At 70.9% G+C, this 18,289-nt stretch carries 19 protein-coding genes; 5 read left to right on the top strand and 14 right to left on the bottom strand.

Going from position 1 to position 18,289, the window contains the following annotated elements:
• Positions 1 to 73: 73 nt before the first annotated feature.
• The 4 genes from ACFFCN_RS00465 to ACFFCN_RS00450 are packed head-to-tail and all read right to left on the bottom strand — an operon-like array spanning position 74 to position 4,553.
• A complete protein-coding gene (locus ACFFCN_RS00465; RefSeq protein WP_375488631.1) occupies positions 74 to 1,702 on the bottom strand; it encodes an adenylate/guanylate cyclase domain-containing protein in 1,629 nt (542 codons plus the stop codon).
• Between the two features lie 48 nt (positions 1,703 to 1,750).
• A complete protein-coding gene (locus ACFFCN_RS00460) occupies positions 1,751 to 1,882 on the bottom strand; it encodes a hypothetical protein (protein ID WP_375488629.1) in 132 nt (43 codons plus the stop codon).
• The gene (locus ACFFCN_RS00455; protein ID WP_375488627.1) at positions 1,879 to 3,399 is read right to left on the bottom strand and encodes an acyl-CoA carboxylase subunit beta; all 1,521 of its coding nucleotides are present in this window, start codon (positions 3,397 to 3,399) and stop codon (positions 1,879 to 1,881) included. Before ACFFCN_RS00455 ends, ACFFCN_RS00460 begins: the two co-directional genes overlap by 4 nt.
• A gap of 2 nt (positions 3,400 to 3,401) precedes the next feature.
• On the bottom strand, positions 3,402 to 4,553 hold the full coding sequence (locus ACFFCN_RS00450) for an acyl-CoA dehydrogenase family protein (protein WP_375488625.1): 1,152 nt from the start codon (positions 4,551 to 4,553) through the stop codon (positions 3,402 to 3,404).
• Positions 4,554 to 4,610: 57 nt separating this feature from the next.
• Between ACFFCN_RS00450 and ACFFCN_RS00445 the strand changes: the two genes are divergently transcribed.
• Positions 4,611 to 5,006 (top strand): MerR family DNA-binding transcriptional regulator, encoded by a 396-nt coding sequence (locus tag ACFFCN_RS00445; protein WP_375488623.1) that lies wholly within the window; start codon positions 4,611 to 4,613, stop codon positions 5,004 to 5,006.
• An 8-nt stretch (positions 5,007 to 5,014) separates the two neighbouring features.
• Here the strand turns inward: ACFFCN_RS00445 and ACFFCN_RS00440 are convergent, their stop codons facing one another.
• Entirely contained in the window at positions 5,015 to 6,250 is a 1,236-nt protein-coding gene (locus tag ACFFCN_RS00440; RefSeq protein WP_375488621.1) for an MFS transporter, read from the bottom strand.
• Positions 6,251 to 6,503: 253 nt separating this feature from the next.
• Between ACFFCN_RS00440 and ACFFCN_RS00435 the strand changes: the two genes are divergently transcribed.
• Both ACFFCN_RS00435 and ACFFCN_RS00430 read left to right on the top strand, forming a co-directional pair.
• Positions 6,504 to 8,264 carry an acetyl/propionyl/methylcrotonyl-CoA carboxylase subunit alpha gene (locus ACFFCN_RS00435; protein ID WP_375488619.1) on the top strand — a complete coding sequence of 587 codons (1,761 nt, stop codon included), beginning with the start codon at positions 6,504 to 6,506 and terminating at the stop codon, positions 8,262 to 8,264.
• 55 nt (positions 8,265 to 8,319) lie between these two features.
• A complete protein-coding gene (locus ACFFCN_RS00430) occupies positions 8,320 to 8,766 on the top strand; it encodes a VOC family protein (protein ID WP_375488617.1) in 447 nt (148 codons plus the stop codon).
• A 255-nt stretch (positions 8,767 to 9,021) separates the two neighbouring features.
• Here ACFFCN_RS00430 and ACFFCN_RS00425 read toward each other — a convergent pair whose 3' ends face one another.
• Both ACFFCN_RS00425 and ACFFCN_RS00420 read right to left on the bottom strand, forming a co-directional pair.
• Positions 9,022 to 9,375: a hypothetical protein gene (locus tag ACFFCN_RS00425; RefSeq protein ID WP_375488615.1), complete on the bottom strand. Its 354-nt coding sequence runs from the start codon at positions 9,373 to 9,375 to the stop codon at positions 9,022 to 9,024.
• Positions 9,376 to 9,384: 9 nt separating this feature from the next.
• Complete coding sequence (locus tag ACFFCN_RS00420) at positions 9,385 to 10,791, bottom strand: NAD(P)H-quinone dehydrogenase (protein ID WP_375488613.1); 1,407 nt, start codon at positions 10,789 to 10,791, stop codon at positions 9,385 to 9,387.
• Positions 10,792 to 10,839: 48 nt separating this feature from the next.
• Here ACFFCN_RS00420 and ACFFCN_RS00415 point away from each other — a divergent pair, with 48 nt between their 5' ends.
• A complete protein-coding gene (locus ACFFCN_RS00415) occupies positions 10,840 to 11,307 on the top strand; it encodes a gamma-glutamylcyclotransferase family protein (protein WP_375488611.1) in 468 nt (155 codons plus the stop codon).
• Position 11,308: 1 nt separating this feature from the next.
• Here ACFFCN_RS00415 and ACFFCN_RS00410 read toward each other — a convergent pair whose 3' ends face one another.
• The 4 genes from ACFFCN_RS00410 to ACFFCN_RS00395 are packed head-to-tail and all read right to left on the bottom strand — an operon-like array spanning position 11,309 to position 14,924.
• Positions 11,309 to 11,650, bottom strand: a complete 342-nt coding sequence (locus ACFFCN_RS00410) for a hypothetical protein (RefSeq protein WP_375488609.1) — start codon at positions 11,648 to 11,650, stop codon at positions 11,309 to 11,311.
• Positions 11,651 to 11,659: 9 nt separating this feature from the next.
• A complete protein-coding gene (locus ACFFCN_RS00405) occupies positions 11,660 to 12,847 on the bottom strand; it encodes an amidohydrolase (RefSeq protein ID WP_375488607.1) in 1,188 nt (395 codons plus the stop codon).
• Positions 12,844 to 13,980, bottom strand: a complete 1,137-nt coding sequence (locus tag ACFFCN_RS00400) for a glutamate--cysteine ligase (RefSeq protein ID WP_375488605.1) — start codon at positions 13,978 to 13,980, stop codon at positions 12,844 to 12,846. Before ACFFCN_RS00400 ends, ACFFCN_RS00405 begins: the two co-directional genes overlap by 4 nt.
• A 38-nt stretch (positions 13,981 to 14,018) precedes the next feature.
• Positions 14,019 to 14,924: a LysR family transcriptional regulator gene (locus ACFFCN_RS00395; protein ID WP_375488603.1), complete on the bottom strand. Its 906-nt coding sequence runs from the start codon at positions 14,922 to 14,924 to the stop codon at positions 14,019 to 14,021.
• Between the two features lie 104 nt (positions 14,925 to 15,028).
• On the opposite strand from ACFFCN_RS00395, the gene ACFFCN_RS00390 reads away from it, so the two are divergent.
• Complete coding sequence (locus ACFFCN_RS00390) at positions 15,029 to 15,178, top strand: hypothetical protein (protein WP_375488601.1); 150 nt, start codon at positions 15,029 to 15,031, stop codon at positions 15,176 to 15,178.
• Positions 15,179 to 15,193: 15 nt separating this feature from the next.
• Here ACFFCN_RS00390 and ACFFCN_RS00385 read toward each other — a convergent pair whose 3' ends face one another.
• The 3 genes from ACFFCN_RS00385 to meaB form a co-directional block, all read right to left on the bottom strand.
• A complete protein-coding gene (locus ACFFCN_RS00385; protein WP_375488599.1) occupies positions 15,194 to 16,651 on the bottom strand; it encodes a cation:proton antiporter in 1,458 nt (485 codons plus the stop codon).
• 80 nt (positions 16,652 to 16,731) lie between these two features.
• Positions 16,732 to 17,175 (bottom strand): hypothetical protein, encoded by a 444-nt coding sequence (locus ACFFCN_RS00380; protein WP_375488597.1) that lies wholly within the window; start codon positions 17,173 to 17,175, stop codon positions 16,732 to 16,734.
• Positions 17,176 to 17,219: 44 nt separating this feature from the next.
• A complete protein-coding gene (meaB, locus tag ACFFCN_RS00375) occupies positions 17,220 to 18,239 on the bottom strand; it encodes a methylmalonyl Co-A mutase-associated GTPase MeaB (RefSeq protein WP_375488595.1) in 1,020 nt (339 codons plus the stop codon).
• Positions 18,240 to 18,289 lie beyond the last annotated feature (50 nt).

Below are 18,289 nucleotides of genomic sequence, written 5' to 3'. Positions count from 1 at the left end.
CGCACCGTCTTCCCACCCGGGATGGCCGCTCTCGCGCGCAAAATCGCGACCATCTCGGGTGGGAAGGCGATGGTCAGTCGCGGCTGAGTGGTGACAGGTCGGTGACGACGCGCGCGGCGCCCTGCAGCCGGCGCGCGATGCTCGGGGGCGCGTCGGTGTCTGCCGCGGTGGCAGTGCGGTAGGTGTCGGTCGGCGTCTCGCGCCCGCGCAGCCGCAACTGCCGGCCGTGCACCCAGTGCGCGCGCTCGGCGTCGTCGGCGGCGTCGACGGTCGTCGCGCTGGCGAGCACCCGCCCGTCGACGCGCTTGGCGAGCTCGGTGAGGCGCGACGCTTCATTCACCGCGTCGCCGATGATCGTGTACTCCAGCCGGCTCGCGGAGCCGATCTGACCCGCGATGACCGGACCCGACGCGACGCCGACACCGATGTCCACCTCACCCGCCTCGGCGACGCGATCGCGGATGGCACGCGCCGTGGTCAGCGCGGCCGTCGCGGGATCGTCCAAATGGGCCGGTGCGCCGAAGACGCAGAGCACCGCGTCGCCCTCGAACTTGTTCAGCAGGCCACCGCACCTCTCGACCTCCTCGACAACGATCTCGAAGAAGCGGTTGAGCATCTCGACGAACGCGACCGGCTCGGTCTCGCGCGTCAGCTTGGTGGAACCGGTGATGTCGACGAACAGGGCCACGACGTCCAGCGATTCACCGCGCAGCGTCACGCCGCTGTCGATCGCCCGCTCCGCGACCGCAGACCCGACGTGCCGGCCGAAGAGATCCTGGATGCGTTCGCGCTCGCGCAGCCCCGCCACCATGTCGTTGAAGCCGTTCTGCACCAGGCCGATCTCGCCGGCGTCCTCGATGTCGACATTGCCGCGGAGGTCGCCGTCACCGACCTTGCGCAACGCATCGACCATGCCGCGCAACGGCTCGCCGATGTCGCGGGCGGACAGCGCGATTGACAGCCCGCTCACGAGCAGCGCGAGGAGTGCGACGACGATGCTGACGCCGACGATGTGCGTCTTCCCGTGCGGCGAGGTGAGCACCACGATGACACCGACGATCGGCGTTGCCGTCGTCAGCACCCAGTTCAGCATCAGCCGCCAGCGCACGCCGACCACCGGTACGGTCTTCGGCGGTTGCGCGGCGAGCGCGAGCAGCGCGACCGGCTGGTGCGCGCGGCCGATGAGCAGGTAGCTCAAACCGGCCGTCGCCAGGCCGGCCAGCGCGATGCCGGCACCGATGCCGAATGCGGTGTGCCCGTCCTTGCCGACGATGGCTGCGGTCGCCGACACCACCACCGCACCGATCGTCCACAGCACGACGGTCAGCGCGGCGATGCGTAACGGGAAGCGCAATGCGAGCCGGGCGTCGGCGGGCGAGGGTTGCTCGCCGCGCAGCACCCACCGCAACGTGCGCCTGTGCAGCAGCAACGCGGTACCCAGACCGACCACCACCGCGGCGGCGGTGAACACACCCGATGCGATCAGTACGTCGACCAGCTGGCGATGCGTGGCCGTCTCGTTCAACCCGACGCTGGCCACCACGACGACGCCGACACCGATGATGTTGGTGAGCACCGCCAGGGCGGCCATGCCGAGCAGCGTGCGGACGAGGAACGGCAGGTTGTTGGCAACCTCCCGGACGTCGAGCGGTTCGCCGGTCCGAGGGCCGGCGTCCGCGACGCGCTGCACGACGCGATCCACGCGTCCATTGTCGCCTACCGACGCCCTCCCCGCCGGTTCAGCAGCTCGCTATTTAGCCTGCGCCACAGCGATTTGCCGCACTCGTCGCCATTTCTCGTAGTTGTTCACCGGCTGTTCGCGCGCACGCTGCGCAGCCAAGGCCGCGAGCACGGCGGCGACCTCGACGGGAGTGGCGCTCACGTCGGTGGCACCCCGTGCCGCTTCGCGGCAACGTCGCGCGACTTGCCGACCAGCACGGCGTAGCGCCGGATCAGCTCGCCGCGCAGCTCGCCGGGTTCGATGACGGCGTCGAGGACGAGGTCCGCGGCGAGCCGGAGCAGGTCCACGTCCTGCTCGTACTCGGCTCGTTTGGTCGCGACGTACTCGTCGCGCTCGTCGGTGTCGGCGATCTCGGCGATCTTGTTCGCATAGACGGCGTTGACCGCGGCCTGCGGACCCATGATCGCGATCTTCGCGGTCGGCAGCGCGATGCAGGCGTCCGGCATGAAGCCCGGGCCGGCCATTGCGTAGAGCCCGGCGCCGTACGCCTTGCGCACGATCACCGACACCTGCGGCACGGTCGCCTCGGACACCGCGGTGATCATCTTGGCGCCGTGCCGGATGATTCCCTGCCGCTCGACATCGCTGCCGATCATGAAGCCGGGCACGTCGGCCAGGTAGAGCAACGGGACGTTGAACGCGTCGCACAGCCAGATGAAACGCGCACACTTGTCGGCGGAGTCGACGAACAGCACCCCGCCGCGCACCGCGGAGTTGTTCGCGACGATGCCCACCGGCCGCCCGTCCAGCCGGCCGAACCCGACGACGACCTCCACGGCGAACAACGGCTTGATCTCGAAGAACGAGCCGTCGTCGACGAGCCCGTCGATCATGCCGTGGATGTCGAACGGTGCCGACTCCTGCGCCGGCACGCAGTCGTCGGCGAGCTCGACGGCGGCCGGCTCCGCTGCGCTGTCCGGCGCCGGCTCGCGCCAGCACGTCGGCAGGTAGGAGAAGAAGAGCCGGGCCTGCTCGATGGCGTCCTCGTCGTCGTCGGCGAGGTTGTCGCCGCAGCCGGACACGGTGGCGTGCATGCGCGCGCCGCCCATCTCCTCCAGCGTCACCTTCTCGCCGACGACCATCTCGGCCATCCGCGGCGAGCCGAGGTACATCGACGCATTGCCCTCGACCATGATCACGATGTCGCAGAACGCCGGGATGTACGCGCCGCCGGCGGCGGACGGACCGAACAGGCAGCAGATCTGCGGCACCTTCCCGGACAGCGCCACCTGGTTGTGGAAGATCTTGCCGGCGCCGCGCCGCCCCGGGAACAGCGCAACCTGATCGGTGATCCGGCCACCTGCGGAGTCGATCAACCAGAAGATCGGCAGCTCCTCGACGAGCGCACGCTCGGTGATCCGGATGATCTTCTCGACGGTGCGCGCACCCCACGAGCCCGCCTTGACGCTCGGGTCGTTGGCGACGACGAGGGCAGGCCGGCCGTCGACCAGCCCCTGGCCGGTGACGACACCGTCGGCGGGCAGGTCGGCGGCGAGTGCGTTGGCCAGCTGCCCGTCCTCGACGAACGAGCCGTCGTCGACGAGCAAGGCGATGCGCTCGCGCACATAGAGCTTGTGCTGCGACGCCAGCTTCGCGGCAGCCTTCTCCGACGGCGCCAGCGTGCTCTCCCGCGCGGCGCGCAGCTCCTTGTCGTGCACGGCTACTGCACCGGCAGGCCGAGGCCGCGGGCGATCAGCATGCGCTGCACCTCGGACGTGCCCTCGCCGATCTCGAGGATCTTCGCGTCCCGGTAGAAGCGCGCGACCGGGAACTCCTCCATGAAGCCGTTCCCGCCGAAGACCTGGGTCGCGATGCGGGTCGCGGTGACCGCGGCCTCCGTGGAGTACAGCTTGGCGATCGCGGCAGCCTGCTTGACCGCGGTGCGCGGACGGCCGGCGTCCTTGAGCCAGGCGGCCTTGTACGTCAACACGCGCGCGGCCTCGACCGACACCGCGAGGTCGCTGAGGGAGAACGCGACGGCCTGGCGCGCGCCGATCGGCTGCCCGAATGTGTGCCGCTCCCCCGCATAGCGCACGGACACGTCCAAGCAGGCCTGGGCCAGTCCGACGGCCAACGCGCTGATCGCGATCCGGCCGTCGTCGAGCACCGCGAGGAATTGCCGGAAGCCGTCGCCCCGGTTGCCGAGCAGGTTCGCCTCCGGCACCCGGCAGCCGTCGAAGGTCAAGCCGTGTGTGTCGGAGATGTGCCAGCCCAACTTCGCGTACGGCGCTTCGACGGTGAACCCCGGCGTGCCGGACGGGACGATGATGCTGGAGATCTCGTCGTCAGCGGTCTTCGCCGTCACGGTGACGAGCGAGGTGATCGCGGTGCCGGAGTTCGTGATGAACGCCTTGGCGCCGTCGATCACCCAGTCCCCGCCGTCGAGCGTCGCGCGGGTGCGGGTGGCTCCGGCGTCCGAGCCCGCCTCGGGCTCGGTGAGGCCGAAGCCGGCGAGCGTGCGACCGGCCACGAGATCGGGCAGCCAGCGCTCCTTCTGCTCGTCGGTGCCGTAGGTCAGGATCGGGTTGATCCCGAGGCCGACACCGGCCTCCAAAGTGATGCCGATGGACTGGTCGACGCGGCCGAGTTCCTCGATCGCCACGCACAGCGTGGTGAAGTCCGCGCCCGCCCCGCCGTACTCGGGCGGGGCAGTCAGGCCGAACAGGCCGAGCTCGCCGAGCGCCTGCACGGTCTCGACCGGGAAGAACTTCTCGCGGTCCCAGCGCGCGACGTGCGGTGCGATCTCACGTTCGGCGAAGTCGCGGACGACCTTGCGGAACGTCTCGTGGTCCTCGGTCAGTTCGAACGACACGTGCTCGCCTCCGGTGGCGCCTTGACGTTTACGTCAACGTGAGGCCACCATAGCGCTGTGGCGAGCCCGGCGAAAGAGCGGACGTGGACCGTCGGCGAGCTCGCCGACGAGCTCGGGGTCACGCCCCGCACGCTGCGTTTCTACGAGGCCGAGGGGCTGCTGACGCCGCGCCGCTCCGGCAACAACCGGGTCTACGGCGCCCGCGACCACGCCCGCATGCGACTGATCCTGCGGGGCCGCCGGTTCGGCATGACGCTCGCCGAGTGCCGCGAGATCGTCGACATGTACGACGGGGCCGCGTCGTCGGAACAACGTCAGCTGCGGACCCTGCTCGGCCGCCTCGACGAGATCGCCGCCGACCTGCGCAACCGTCAGGCGGACATCCGCCGCACGCTGACCGAGGTCAACGACGTCGCCGCGCAGTGCCGCGAGCGGTTGACCGAGTTGGGCTGACCAGCCACCTAGCCGGCCGTGGCCAGCTCGGCCTCGGCCGCCTCGCCGTGCAGGCGCACACCGGCACGGCGGTCGTAACCGGCCGACCACGCGGCGACGCCGAGTCCGAGCAACGCCAGAGCGGCAGCCACCGCATTCGGCGACGAGTACCCGAAGCCTGCCGCGATCACCGCGCCGCCGAGCCACGCGCCCAGCGAGTTCGCGATGTTGAACGCCGCGTGGATCGAGGCGGACGCGAGGTTGGGTGCGCCGCCGCCGAGCGCGACGATGCGTGCCTGCAACGCAGGCAACATGGCCATGCTCGTCGCCGGGAAGGCGAAGATCGTGAACGCCGCAGCGATCTCGTTGTGCGAGGTAAGCAGGAAGGCGAGCGCGATGACGACCTCGGCGCTGAGCGCGCCGTAGATCGTCGGCATCAGCTTACGGTCGGCAAGGCGGGCACCGACGAGGTTGCCGGCCGTCATGCCGAGTCCGAAGAGCACCATCAGCCAGGTGACCGACGACGTCGCGAAGCCGGCGACGTGCGTCATCATCGGCGCGATGTAGCTGAACGTCGCGAAGAGCGCGCCGCCGCCGATCGTCGCGATGCCGAGCGCGAGCCACACCGGCGGGGTGCGGAACGTGTTGAGTTCGCCGCGCAGCGCGGAACGTGCGGACGCTGCCCGGTCGGTACGCGGCAGCACCACGGCAATGAGCGCGGCAGCGAGAATCTCGACGAGCGCGACGCCGACGAATACCGGCCGCCAGCCGAGGTGCTGGCCGGCGAAGGTCGTCAGCGGCACGCCGACGACGTTCGCGGTGGTCAGCCCGGCGAACACGACTGCCATCGCCTGACTGCGCCGCGACGCGTCGACGAAGCTGCTCGCCGCCACCGACGCGACGCCGAAGTACGCGCCGTGCGGCAGGCCGGACAGGAAACGCAACGCCAGCACGGCGTCAAATGACGGCACGAGTGCCGTGGCGATGTTGCCTGCGGCCAGCGCCGCGGCGAGGCCGATGAGCAGCCCCTTGCGCGGCAGGTGCGAGGTGAACGCGGTGACCGTGGGTGCGCCGACGACGACCCCCAGCGCGTACGCCGAGATCAGGTAACCGGCCTGCGGGATCGACACGTGCAGGCCGTCGGACACCTCGGGCAGCAGCCCGAGCATCACGAACTCCCCGGTGCCGATGCCGAAGCCACCGAGAGCGAGGACGAGCAGGGCGCGGCGCGTGTGCGTCAGTGACGACAGCGACGGCAGACGCATGGAACAAACCTTCCGAACGATCGGGGGCCGCAGATCGCGGTACGCCCTCCAGTGCAACCGTAAGCGGTTACGGGGATGTTCCCGAGCGATGTTCATCCGGTGGCCAGCTGCCGGCACGCAGGCGCGGCGCGCTACCCGCAGGAACGTGCGGGCCGCCGGACGGTGGGCTGCCGGTAATGTTCGCCGCGACTGCGAGGACGGGGTGTCGTGTACGCCCGCGCAGGCCCCGGCGGCCCGAGATAGGAGTCGAAACGTGCAGAAGGTGCTGATCGCGAACCGCGGCGAGATCGCCGTGCGGGTCATCCGCGCGTGCCGCGACGCGGGATACACCTCCGTCGCCGTCTACGCCGACCCGGATCGCGACGCGCTGCACGTGACGAGCGCCGACGAGGCGTACTCCCTCGGCGGCACGACGCCCGGCGACTCCTACCTCGTCATCGACAAGGTGATCGAGGCCTGCAAGCAGTCCGGCGCAGACGCGGTGCACCCGGGTTACGGCTTCCTGTCGGAGAACGCCGACTTCGCGCAGGCCGTCCTCGACGCCGGCCTGACCTGGATCGGGCCGTCGCCGAAGTCGATCGCCGACCTCGGCGACAAGGCGGTCGCGCGGCACATCGCCGAGCGCGCCGGCGCGCCGCTGGTGGCCGGCACCAAGGATCCGGTCAAGGACGCCGACGAGGTCCTCGCATTCGCCGAGGAGCACGGCCTGCCGATCGCCATCAAGGCCGTCTACGGCGGCGGTGGCCGCGGCATGAAGATCGCTCGCGAGATGAAGGAGGTCGCCGACCTCTACGAGTCGGCGGTGCGTGAGGCGACGTCGGCCTTCGGCCGCGGCGAGTGCTTCGTGGAGCGCTATCTCGACCGCTCGCGGCACGTCGAGGCGCAGGTGCTCGCCGACCAGCACGGCAACGTGATCGTCGTCGGCACCCGCGACTGCTCGCTGCAGCGGCGCAACCAGAAGCTCGTCGAGGAAGCGCCCGCGCCGTTCCTCACCGACGACCAGCGCGCCACCATCCACGCGTCGGCGAAGGCGATCTGCCGCGAGGCCGACTACTACGGCGCCGGCACGGTGGAGTACCTCGTCGGCAACGACGGCGTGATCAGCTTCCTCGAGGTCAACACGCGGCTACAGGTCGAGCACCCGGTCACCGAGCAGACCAGCGGCATCGACCTGGTGCGCGAGCAGTTCCGCATCGCCGAGGGCGAGCAACTGCGCTTCACCGAGGACCCGGAGCCGCGCGGGCACGCGTTCGAGTTCCGGATCAACGGCGAGGACCCGGGCCGCAACTTCCTGCCGGCGCCGGGCACCGTGACCACGTACGTCGAGCCGGCCGGCCCCGGTGTGCGCGTCGACTCGGGCATCGCCGGCTCGTCGGTGATCGGCGGCGCGTTCGACTCGCTGCTCGCCAAGCTGATCGTCACCGGCGAGACGCGCATCGAGGCCTTGGAGCGCGCCCGCCGCGCGCTCGACGAGTACGTCGTCGACGGCATGGCCACCGCGCTGCCGTTCCACCGCGCGGTCGTGCGCGACGAGGCGTTCACCAGTGAGCCGTTCACCATCTTCACCCGTTGGATCGAGACGGAGTTCGACAACCAGATCGAGCCGTTCGCCGGCGGCGCAGCGGGTGACGCGACCGACGCTGGAGCACGCGAGACGATCGTCGTCGAGGTGGGCGGCAAGCGGCTCGAGGTTTCGCTGCCCGCCGGGTTCGGCGCGGGTGGCGGCGGTGGCGGTGCCCGCCGCGCGGCACCCAAGCGTTCGGCCGGCAAGAAGGCCGGCGCCGCGGCGTCCGGCGATTCGCTGACGGCACCGATGCAGGGCACGATCGTCAAGCTCGCCGCCGCCGAGGGCGACACCGTCGAGGCGGGGCAGGCCATCGTCGTGCTCGAGGCGATGAAGATGGAGCAGCCGCTCAACGCGCACAAGGCCGGCACGGTCACCAACCTGCAGGCCGAGGTCGGCGCCGTCGTCACCGCCGGGAGTGTCATCTGCGACATCAAGGATGCGGAATAGCACCCGTACGCGGCTGACCGGCTAGCGGCGCGGGTCAGATGGGCACGGTGCCGTTATGGCAACCGAACCGATCACCCGCCCTACCGCGATCCACCACGTCCGGCTGACCGTCACCGACATCCACCGCTCGAAGGCGTTCTACCAGCAGCTGCTCGGCGAGGACACGATCGCGTTCGACATGAGCGACAAGGTGGACGAGCCGGGCGTGCGCGAGGACCAGACGCAGCTCTACGGCGGCACCGGCTTCCAGATCGGCGATCAGTTGCTGGGCCTGCGCCCGGTGGCAGCGGCCGGTGACAGCTTCGATTCCACCCGCGTCGGCCTGGACCACGTCGGCTTCCTGGTCGGCAGCGAGGACGAGCTCAACTCGGCCGCGCAACGCCTGAGCGACGGCGGTATCGAGCACGGCGAGGTGCAGACCGTCGCAACCGGCATGATGATCTTGTCGATCCAGGACCCGGACGACATCAACATCGAGCTCATGTACATGCCCGAGAGCTGAGCCGCGCCCAGCCTCCGTTGATCAACAGCAGGAAACGCACCCCAGGGCGACCATTTCCTACTGTTGATCACCAGGGGAGGGTGGCCGGCGGCCACGCCACTCCCGGGGAGGTTGGACGGCGGCCACGCCACTCCCGGGGAGGTTGGACGGCGGCCACCGCCAAAACCCGGTGATCAACAGCAGGAAACGCACCCCAGGGTGACCATTTCCTACTGTTGATCAGCGAGAGGGTGGGCGCGAGGGGTGAGCGCTGGGTCAGGACTTGCGCGCGTTGATCCGGGTGATCATCTCGGCGCGGCGGCGGGCCAGCGTGGCCATCTCCTCGGCGCGGCGGCGGACGCCGTCGGCGTCGGTGCCGTCGGTGAACACCATGGCCCAGCCCTCGCGTTCGAGCTCCGGGATGCGCTCGACGATCTCGGTCTGCGCGACGTGGTGCGTGCCGGTGAAATCGTGCGTGTGGTCGACGACGGCGACGAGCACATGCCCCTCGGGTACGTCGGGCAACGCCGCGACGATCACGTCGGCGTTGTCGGCGAAGACACCGGCCGCCTGTGCCTTGCGCAGCGCAGCAGCGTGCGCCTCGGGCGAGTGATCACCGTGGTTGGTCATGACAACACCTCAATCCAGATCGTCGTGCAGCATCAGCCGGCGCGCCGCCTCGGCCACCGAGCCGGCCAGGGACGGGTACACGCCGATGGTGCCGGCGAGGTCGTTCACGGTGAGCCCGCGCTGCACCGCCAGCGCGATGGGGTAAATCAGCTCGGACGCGTCGGGCGCGACGACGACCCCGCCGATGACCGCACCGGTGGCCGGCCGGCAGTACATCTTGACGAAGCCGTCCACGTGGCCCTGCATCTTGGCGCGGGCGTTGGTGGCGAGCGGCAGCGTCACCTGGCGCGCGGGCACCGCGCCCGACGACACGGCGTCGTAGCCGACCCCGACGGTGGCGATCTCCGGGTGCGTGAACACGTTGGCGGCCACCGTCTTGCGGCGCAGCGGGGCGACGGCCTCACCGAGCGCGTGCCACATGGCGATGCGCCCCTGCATGCCCGCGACCGACGCAAGCAGCAGCACGCCGGTGCAGTCGCCGGCGGCGTAGATCGACGGCACGTTGGTGCGCGACACACGGTCGACACCGATGTAGCCGCGGTCGGTGAGCCGCACCCCGACGTGCTCGAGGCCGAGCGCGTCGACGTTCGGCACCGACCCGACGCACATCAGCGTGTGTGACCCGATGACGGTGCGGCCGTCGACGAGCTCGACCACCACGCCGTCGTCGGTACGGCGCACCGCGGCGGCGCGCGCGCGGCGTACGAGCGTGCCGCCGCGGCTGGTGAAGACGTCCTCGATGACCCGCGCGGCGTCCGGGTCCTCGCCGGGCAGCACGTGATCACGGCTGGACACCAGCGTCACCGGCACGCCCAGCTCGCTGTAGCCGCTGGCGAACTCCGCGCCGGTCACGCCGGAGCCGATGACCACCAGGTGCTCCGGCGCGCGCTCGAGGTCATAGACGTCGCGCCAGGACAGGATCCGCTCGCCGTCCGGCACCGCCGTCGGCATCGTGCGTGGCGTACCTCCGGTCGCGAGCAGCACGACGTCGGCCTCGACGATGTCGACAACGGCGCCCGAGGCGGGGTCGAGAACCTCGACGCGGTGCGCCCGGGGCGGCTGCTCGACAGCGAACCGGCCGTGGCCGCGCAACACGGCGACGCCCTCGTGCGCGAGCCGCGCCGCGATGTCGTCGGACTGCTGCTGGGCCAGCAGCTTGATGCGCTTGTTGACCGCCGCGAAGTCCACGGCCACTTCCCCGGCCGCCGTGCCCACACCGACCCGCGGGGCGTCGCGCAACGCGGTGACGCGGTCACTCGTGGCGATCAACGTCTTGCTCGGTACGCAATCGGTGAGCACGCAGGAACCGCCCACGCCGTCGCCGTCGAGCACGGTCACCTCGGCGCCGAGCTGCGCCGCGACGAGCGCTGACTCGTAGCCGGCCGGGCCGCCGCCGACGATCACGATGCGCGTCACCACACGATTGTGCCGCCGGGCCGGCATCGTCGGTACGCTCCCCCCGATATGGGCGAGCACGACAGCGGGCTGTACGCGGCGTACGGCTCCAACATGGACCCCGAGCAGATGCTCGAACGGTGTCCGCACTCGCCCGCCGCCGGCACGGGTTGGCTGAGCGGCTGGCGGCTGACCTTCGGCGGCGAGGATCTCGGCTGGGACGGCGCGCTGCCGATGGTGGTGCCCGACCAGCGGGCGCAGATCTTCGTCGCGCTCTACGAGGTGTCCCCGCCCGATCTCGCGAAGCTCGACTACTGGGAGGGCGCGGACACCGGGCTCTACAACCGGATTCGGCTGCGCATCAACACCCTCGATGACGAGGTCGTCGCGTGGGTCTACATCCTGGACAGCTACGAGGGCGGCCTGCCCTCGGCGCGCACGATCGGGCTGATGTCCGACGCCGCCCAGGCCGCCGGCGCCCCGGACGACTACGTCGCCGATCTGCGCGGGCGCGAGTGCCGGTCGTTGGGCGAGTAGCTCAGACGTCCAGGCCGAAGTTCCCGACCTCGCCCAGCGGCACGCTGAGCTGGACGTGCTGCTCGGCGTCGACGTCCCGTGCCGCGACGACGACATGTCCCTCGCGCGGTCCTGCACCCGTCACGCCCTCCGGGCGCAGCCGCAGCGTGCGGTCCCCGTGCTGCATGGTGACGACGTCGGTAGGCCGGTAGGGGTCGACGGCGCTCGGCTTGAACCGCCAGCGGCCGTTGTCGTACAGCCCGGCGGTGAATGCCTGCGGGTGCAGCTGACGCTTCTCCAGCCAGTTCGCCAGCCAGCTGCCGGCGCCCGGCCGCCGCCAGTTGGACGGCGCGCCTCGAGCCACGTGCTCAGGCTAGTCGCGCGTTGGCTCGGCGCCGTCGAGTGCGGCGCGCGCCACCGCCACGGTGTAGCGCACCCCGACGTCGAGTGCGGCCTCGTCGATGTCGAAAGTGCCCTGGTGCAGGTCGAACGCCGGACCCCCCGGGCGACGCACGCCGAGTCGGGCCAGCGCGCCGGGCACGCGTTCGAGGTACCACGCGAAGTCCTCGCCGCCCATGCTCTGCTCGGTGCTGACCAGCGCGTCCTCGCCGAGCGCCTCGAGCACGGCACGCCGTTGCACCGCCACCGCGGCCGGGTCGTTGACGACCGACGGCACGCCGCGGGTGTAGTCGACCTGTGCGCGCGCGCCGAGCGGCGCGACGAGCTCGTCCACGAGGTCGCGCACCAGCGGTCCGGCGGCCTCCCACGCATCGTGGCCGAACACCCGCAGCGTCCCGAGCAGTCTGCCGCTGGTGGGGATCGCGTTGGCGGCGCGACCGGCCTGCGCCGATCCCCACACGAGGCTCAGCGACGCGCGCGGGTCGACGCGCCGCGACAGCACGCCGGGCAGGTCGGTGATCAACCGGCCGAGCGCGTAGACGACGTCCTGCGTCAGGTGCGGGCGGGCGGTGTGCCCTCCGCTGCCGGTCAGCACGACCTCGATGTGGTCGCACGCCGCGGTGATCGCGCCGACCCGCACGCCCACCCGGCCGGTCTCCAGCCGCGGGTCGCAGTGCAGCGCGAAGATCTGCGAGACGCCGTCCACAACGCCCGCTGCCGTGGCGTAGTACGCGCCGCCCGGCACCGTCTCCTCGGCCGGTTGGAAGATCAACCGCAAGGCACCGTTCGTCGGCGGGTCGAGCGCCAGCTCACGTGCCGCGGCCAGCAGGATCGCGGTGTGCACGTCGTGCCCGCAGCCGTGGCACATGCCGTCCACCGTCGACCGGTACGGCACCGCCTTCTCGTCGGACAGCGGCAATGCGTCGATGTCCGCGCGCAGGCCCACGACCGGTTCGCCACTGGCGGCATTGCCGATCTCGCACACCACACCGGTGCCGTCGGCCATGATCCGCGGCGCGAGCCCCCAGGCGCGGAGCTGGTCGACGATCAACGCCGTCGTGCGCGTCTCGTGGTAGGCGATCTCGGGATGGGCGTGCAGATCGCGGCGGATCGCGACGACGTCGAAGTCCGGTGAGACGTCCGGTCTGGCAGCACTGCTCACAGTTTCAGCCCGTCCTGCATCTCGGCGAGCAGCTGATCGACGACCGGCTCGAGCGCCCCGTCGTGCGCCGCTGCCATGGCGCGTTGCCGCTGGTAGCTGGCACCGCGCTCGATGAGCCGCGGGATCGTCTCCAGTTCGTCCGCGCATTCCAGACGCCGTGCGGTCGGCAGCAGGTCCTCCACGAGGTTCGTGACGGCCTCGGTGACCGGCTGCAGCCGCCCGGTGTTGTCCACGACGATCTCCGCATCGAGGCCGTACCGCGCGGCCCGCCACTTGTTCTCGCGCACCAGCCAGGGCCGCGGCACCGGCAGCGTGTAACCGTCGTCGAGCTGGCGGTCGAAACGTTCGACGAGGCACTGCGCCAGCGCGGCGACGCAGCCGATCTCGTCCAGCGAGGGCAGGCCGTCGCAGATGCGCAGCTCGACGGTGCCGAAGTTCGGGTGCGGCCGGATGTCCCACCACACCTCGCGGATCGACTCGATCGCCCGGGTGGCGACGAGCAGATCCATGTAGCGCTCGAACTCGTCCCACCCGGACAGTTGGTACGGCAGTCCGGCGGTCGGCAGCGCCTCGAAGATTTTCGACCGGTACGACGCCAGCCCGGTGTCCGACCCGATCCAGTACGGCGACGACGCCGACAGCGACAGGAAGTGCGGCAGGTAGCCGAGCAGTGCGTTGACGATCGGGATCGCCTTCTCCGGCGCCCGGATGCCGCAGTGCACGTGCACCCCGAAGATCTGCAGCTGCCGCGCCATCCACTGGTTGCGCTCGATGAGCTGCAGGTAGCGCGGGTTGTCGGTGACCTCCTGCGTCGCCCAGTCCGTGGTCGGGTGCGTCCCGCTGCACATCAGGCCGGCGTCGAACTTCGCCGCCGCCGCGCTGACCTCCGCGACGGTGGCCGCGAGGTCGGCCTTGGCCTGCTCGACCGTCTGGCAGATGCCGGTGATCACCTCGACGCACGACTGCAGCAACTCGTGCTTGGCCTTCGGGTGCTCGCCGTCGCCCTCGGGTGAGATGGCCTCGAGAACGGCGTTCGACACACCGGTGAGCTGGCGGGTCTGCAGGTCGACGAGCTCGAGTTCCCACTCCACGCCGAGGCTGGTCCGCTGCGACGAGGTGAAGTCGATGCGCATCGTCCGAGCCTAGAGGTGCCGGGTCGATCGGGGCGTCTTCAGGCCTCGACTGCCGCGGTCCGCAGGGCGTCCACGACGGTGCGCACGGCCGGGGTGGGTTCCTTGCGCGACTGCCGGTACAGCACACCGATGCGCCGCGCCCCGAGGCCGGGCAACGCCAGCTCGCGCACACCCGTGGGATACGCCGCCAGCGCGAGCATCGGGACGAGCGTCGCGCCGAGGCCGGCCGAGACGAGCAGCAGCGCGGCGGTGAAGTCGTGGCACAGGTGCGCCGCGGGCAGCTTGACGCCGCTCGTGTGCCGCACGCGCCGCATCGCCTGCCCGACGGCACTGTCGCGCGGCCCGTCGATCCACGGCCGCTCCGCGAGCAACGCGAGGTCGTCGACCTCGGCCCAGTCCTCGGGCACGACGACGCGGAACGGGTCGTCGTAGAGCGCCTGGTAGCGCAGTCCTTTCGGCACCGGCCGGCGCTGGTGGGCGTCGTCCTCGACCAGCGCGAGATCGGTGCGCCCGGCGAGCAGGTCGGCCGCGGCGGACTGGTCGTCGAGCTGGCGCACGCTCAGCGTCAACGCCGGGTGCTGCCGGCGAAGATCGGTGATCGCGGTGCCGGCGAAGCCACGCAGGGCGGTGAGGAACGCGGCGAAGGTGACCGGGCCGGTGATCGCGTCGGACAGCGCACTGAGCTCGGCCTCCGCGGCGTCGAGCTCTTCGGCGATCGCGTTCGCGTGCGAGATCAACAGCCGGGCTGCCGGCGTGAACTCGACCGCGCGCTGCCCACCCCGCCGGGACCGGTCGATGATCACCACGCCCGCCTCGCGTTCCAGGGCGGCCAGCTGTTGCGAGACGGCGGACGGCGACACGTGCAGCGCGGCAGCGGCGCCGACGACGCCGGCGTAGCGGTCCACGGCGCGCAGGACGATCAGCCGACGGGGGTCAAGTTCCATGAAGTAAAGCTTCACTCCGAGTTGATCGGAATGCAATAGTCTTTCAACCGCTCATGCGCCACACTTGAGGAGTCCAGGCCGTACCACACAGAAAGATCCAGGCCATGTTCTCCCAGGCTCGACCCTTCACCGCATCCAACAGCAAGCTCGCCTACGCGCAGGCGTTCAGCCGCACCGACGGCCGGCACGCCGAAGCCCCCGCGGCCGCCCGGCACCATCATCTCGTCGCCAAGTTGCTGCGCCGCAACGGCTGACGCCGAACTGCGGCGTCAGCCGCGGAACACCCGCTCGACCGCGTCGGCGTCGTGCGCGTCGACGAGGGCGAGCACTTCGTCGCCGGGCTCCAGCACGGTCGTGCCGCGCACCTGCACGAGCGCACCCGATCGGCTGATCATGCTGATCCAGAAGCCGTCGCCGACCCCGATCGCGGCGACCGTACTGCCGGCGGCCGGCGAGCCGGGCGCGACCGTGAACCGGCGCTGGCCGCGTGGCTCGTCCTCGAAGCGCATGCCCGATGCGAACGGGGCCGGGCGAGTCTCGCGCATCGGGACACGTGCGCGCCGGGCCACGGTGGGTACCAAGCCGCCTTGCACGACCACCGACACGAGGACGACGACGAAGATGACGTCGTAGATCCGCTCGGCGTGTGCCGCCCGTTCGGCGAGGACATACGTGCCGAGCAGGATGGGTACCGCGCCCTTCAACCCGCTGAACAGCACGAACGCGCGTTCGCCACGGGTGAGCCGCACCGGCAACAGCACAGCACCGACGAACAGCGGGCGCACGACGACGATCAACAGCGCGGCCAGTCCCAGACCCGCCCAGAGGTCTCCGCTGCTGACGATCGCGCCCAGGTCGACGGACAGGCCGAGGACGACGAAGGCGACGATCTCCGCCAGCCCGGCCAGAGCCCCGCTGAACCGTTCGATCTCGCGCTTGAACGGCGCACGGACGTCCCCGACGACGATGCCCGCGAGGAACACCGCGAGGTAGCCCGACCCCTCGACAGCTGTGGTCGCGCCGTACAGGGCAAGCGCGAATGCGACGGTCTGCACCGGGTACAGCGCGTCGCTGGGCAGCGTCACGCGCCGCATCAGCAGGCGGAGCAGCCAGCCGCCCGCGAGCCCGGTGACCGTGCCGACGGCGAGTTGCAGGGCGAACTGACCGACACCGCTGCCGACAGCGGACCAGCCGCCACCTGCGGCGCCGAGCAGGCTGACCATCACGGCGATGCCCACCGGGTCGTTCGCGCCCGACTCGCCCTCGAGCAGCGTGCCGGACCGGCCGGACACCTCGCGCCGGCCCAGCACGGAGAAGACGACTGCGGGGTCGGTCGGCGCGAGCGCGGCGCTCACCAGCAGTGCCGACCGCCAGTCGAAGCCGAAGATCAGATGCGCGCCGACGGCCAGCGCCGCCGAGGTGACGAGCGTGCCGGCGATGCCCAACCAGGCGACGGCGCCGACATTGCGCCGGATGCGGCCCAGCCCGATGTGCATGCCGCCGTCGAGCAGGATCATGACCAGCGCGACCGTGACGATGCGCTGGTTCGTGACGACGGTCAGCGCGCCGAGGCTCGGGACGAGGTCGGAGGCCGCAGCCGCGACGATCAAGAAGAGTGCCGGTGCGGGGATTCGCAGGAGCTGCGCGAGACGTTGCGAGCCGATGGCCGCCAGCAGCGCAAGGGCGAACAACAGCACGACCACTGCGTAGTGCGCGAGATCATGCATGTGGCGCAGACCTTTCCGGGCAGCGGTCGGACGACGCCGACCAGACTTCCCGGCACACCGCCTAGCAGCTTAGGCGAGCGCTACCGCAATCGCCTGCCGCCCAGTGACGCCAATGCGCTGGGTGAGCAGGTGCAGTCGGCGACCCACCGCTGGCCGTCGCGCTTGCCGGTGACAAAAACCCACCAACTCGGCGTAGCCGAGCGGCGCTTCATCAGCTGCGCGGCGTAGCTGCCGAAGTCGATCTCGATGGTCCCGTCCTGGCTCGTGCAACGTCCGGACTCGCTGTCGGCGTCGATCCGCGGGCAGTTCAACGCGTTGATCAGCTCGGCGAACGGCCGCTGGTATTGCGGCAACAGGCGGCCGGTCTGCGCGGCACTCTCGCCGCCGGACTGCGACGTCACCACGTTCCGAACGACCGCGACCTTCGGATCACGGTGCGCGGCCGAGGCCCGGCTCGCCGACACGGCGCAGCCGGCCAGCACCAGGCAGGCCGCAACCGCGCTCAGGACGCGCCGACGATTCACGGCGATCATCTTTACAGAAACTAAACACCGAGACAAGAGCTAGGTCAGGGGCTGACGTCCAGCGCGGCGAGTATCTGCGTGGCGGCCTGGTCGGGAGTCAGCTCCGCGGCACGCACCGCGGCCTCGGCGCCGTGCACCGCGTCGCGGACCGGGCGCTGGTCGAGCCGCGCCAGCAGCCGGTCGCGCACCATCGCGCGCGTCCACTCGACGAGCTGCTCGCGGCGCTTGCGCTCCAGGCCGTCGTGCGCGTCGAGCCACGACCGGTGCCGCTGCACGTGCTTCCACACCCGGTCCAGGTTGATGTCGTGCAGACCGCTGCACGTCACGACCGGCGACTGCCAGTCGTCGTCACTGCCGCGCAGGCACCGCAGCGCGGCCGACAGTTCGCGGCCGGCGCGCTCGGACTCGCTCTCATGCGTCTCGTCGGCCTTGTTGACCGCGATGACGTCGGCGAGTTCGAGGATGCCGCGCTTCATGCCCTGCAGCTGATCGCCGGTACGCGCAAGCGTCAGGAACAGGAACGTGTCGACCATGCCGGACACGACGTACTCGGACTGGCCGACACCGACCGTCTCGACGAGCACGACGTCGTAACCCGCGGCCTCCATCACGAGCAGGGTCTCGCGAGTCGCCTGCGCCACCCCGCCGAGCGTGCCCGCGCTCGGCGACGGCCGGACGAAGGCGTGCTCGTCCGCGGCGAGCCTGGTCATTCGCGTCTTGTCGCCGAGGATCGAGCCGCCGGTGCGGCCGGACGACGGATCGACGGCGAGCACCGCGACGCGGTGGCCGTCGGCGATGAGGTTGACGCCGAGTTGGTCGATGAACGTGGACTTGCCGACGCCGGGCACGCCGCTGATGCCGACCCGCTGCGCGCCGCCGGTGTCGGGCAGCAGCCTGCCGAGCAGTTGCTGCGCCTGCTCGCGGTGGTCGGCACGGCGTGACTCGACCAGCGTGATCGCGCGCGCGATCGACGCGCGCCGCCCGGCGCGCACGCCGTCGGCCAGCTCGTCCACCGTCACGTCGCCCTCACCGCCGTCGCACCCCCGCCGCCCACCTTCTTGCATGCCGAGATGACCATCTCCGGCCCTCGATTCTGGTCATCCGGGCATGCAAG

Source organism: uncultured Jatrophihabitans sp. (genome assembly GCF_964246335.1).
Lineage (GTDB): Bacteria > Actinomycetota > Actinomycetes > Mycobacteriales > Jatrophihabitantaceae > Jatrophihabitans.
This window is presented reverse-complemented; position numbering and strand designations above follow the sequence as displayed.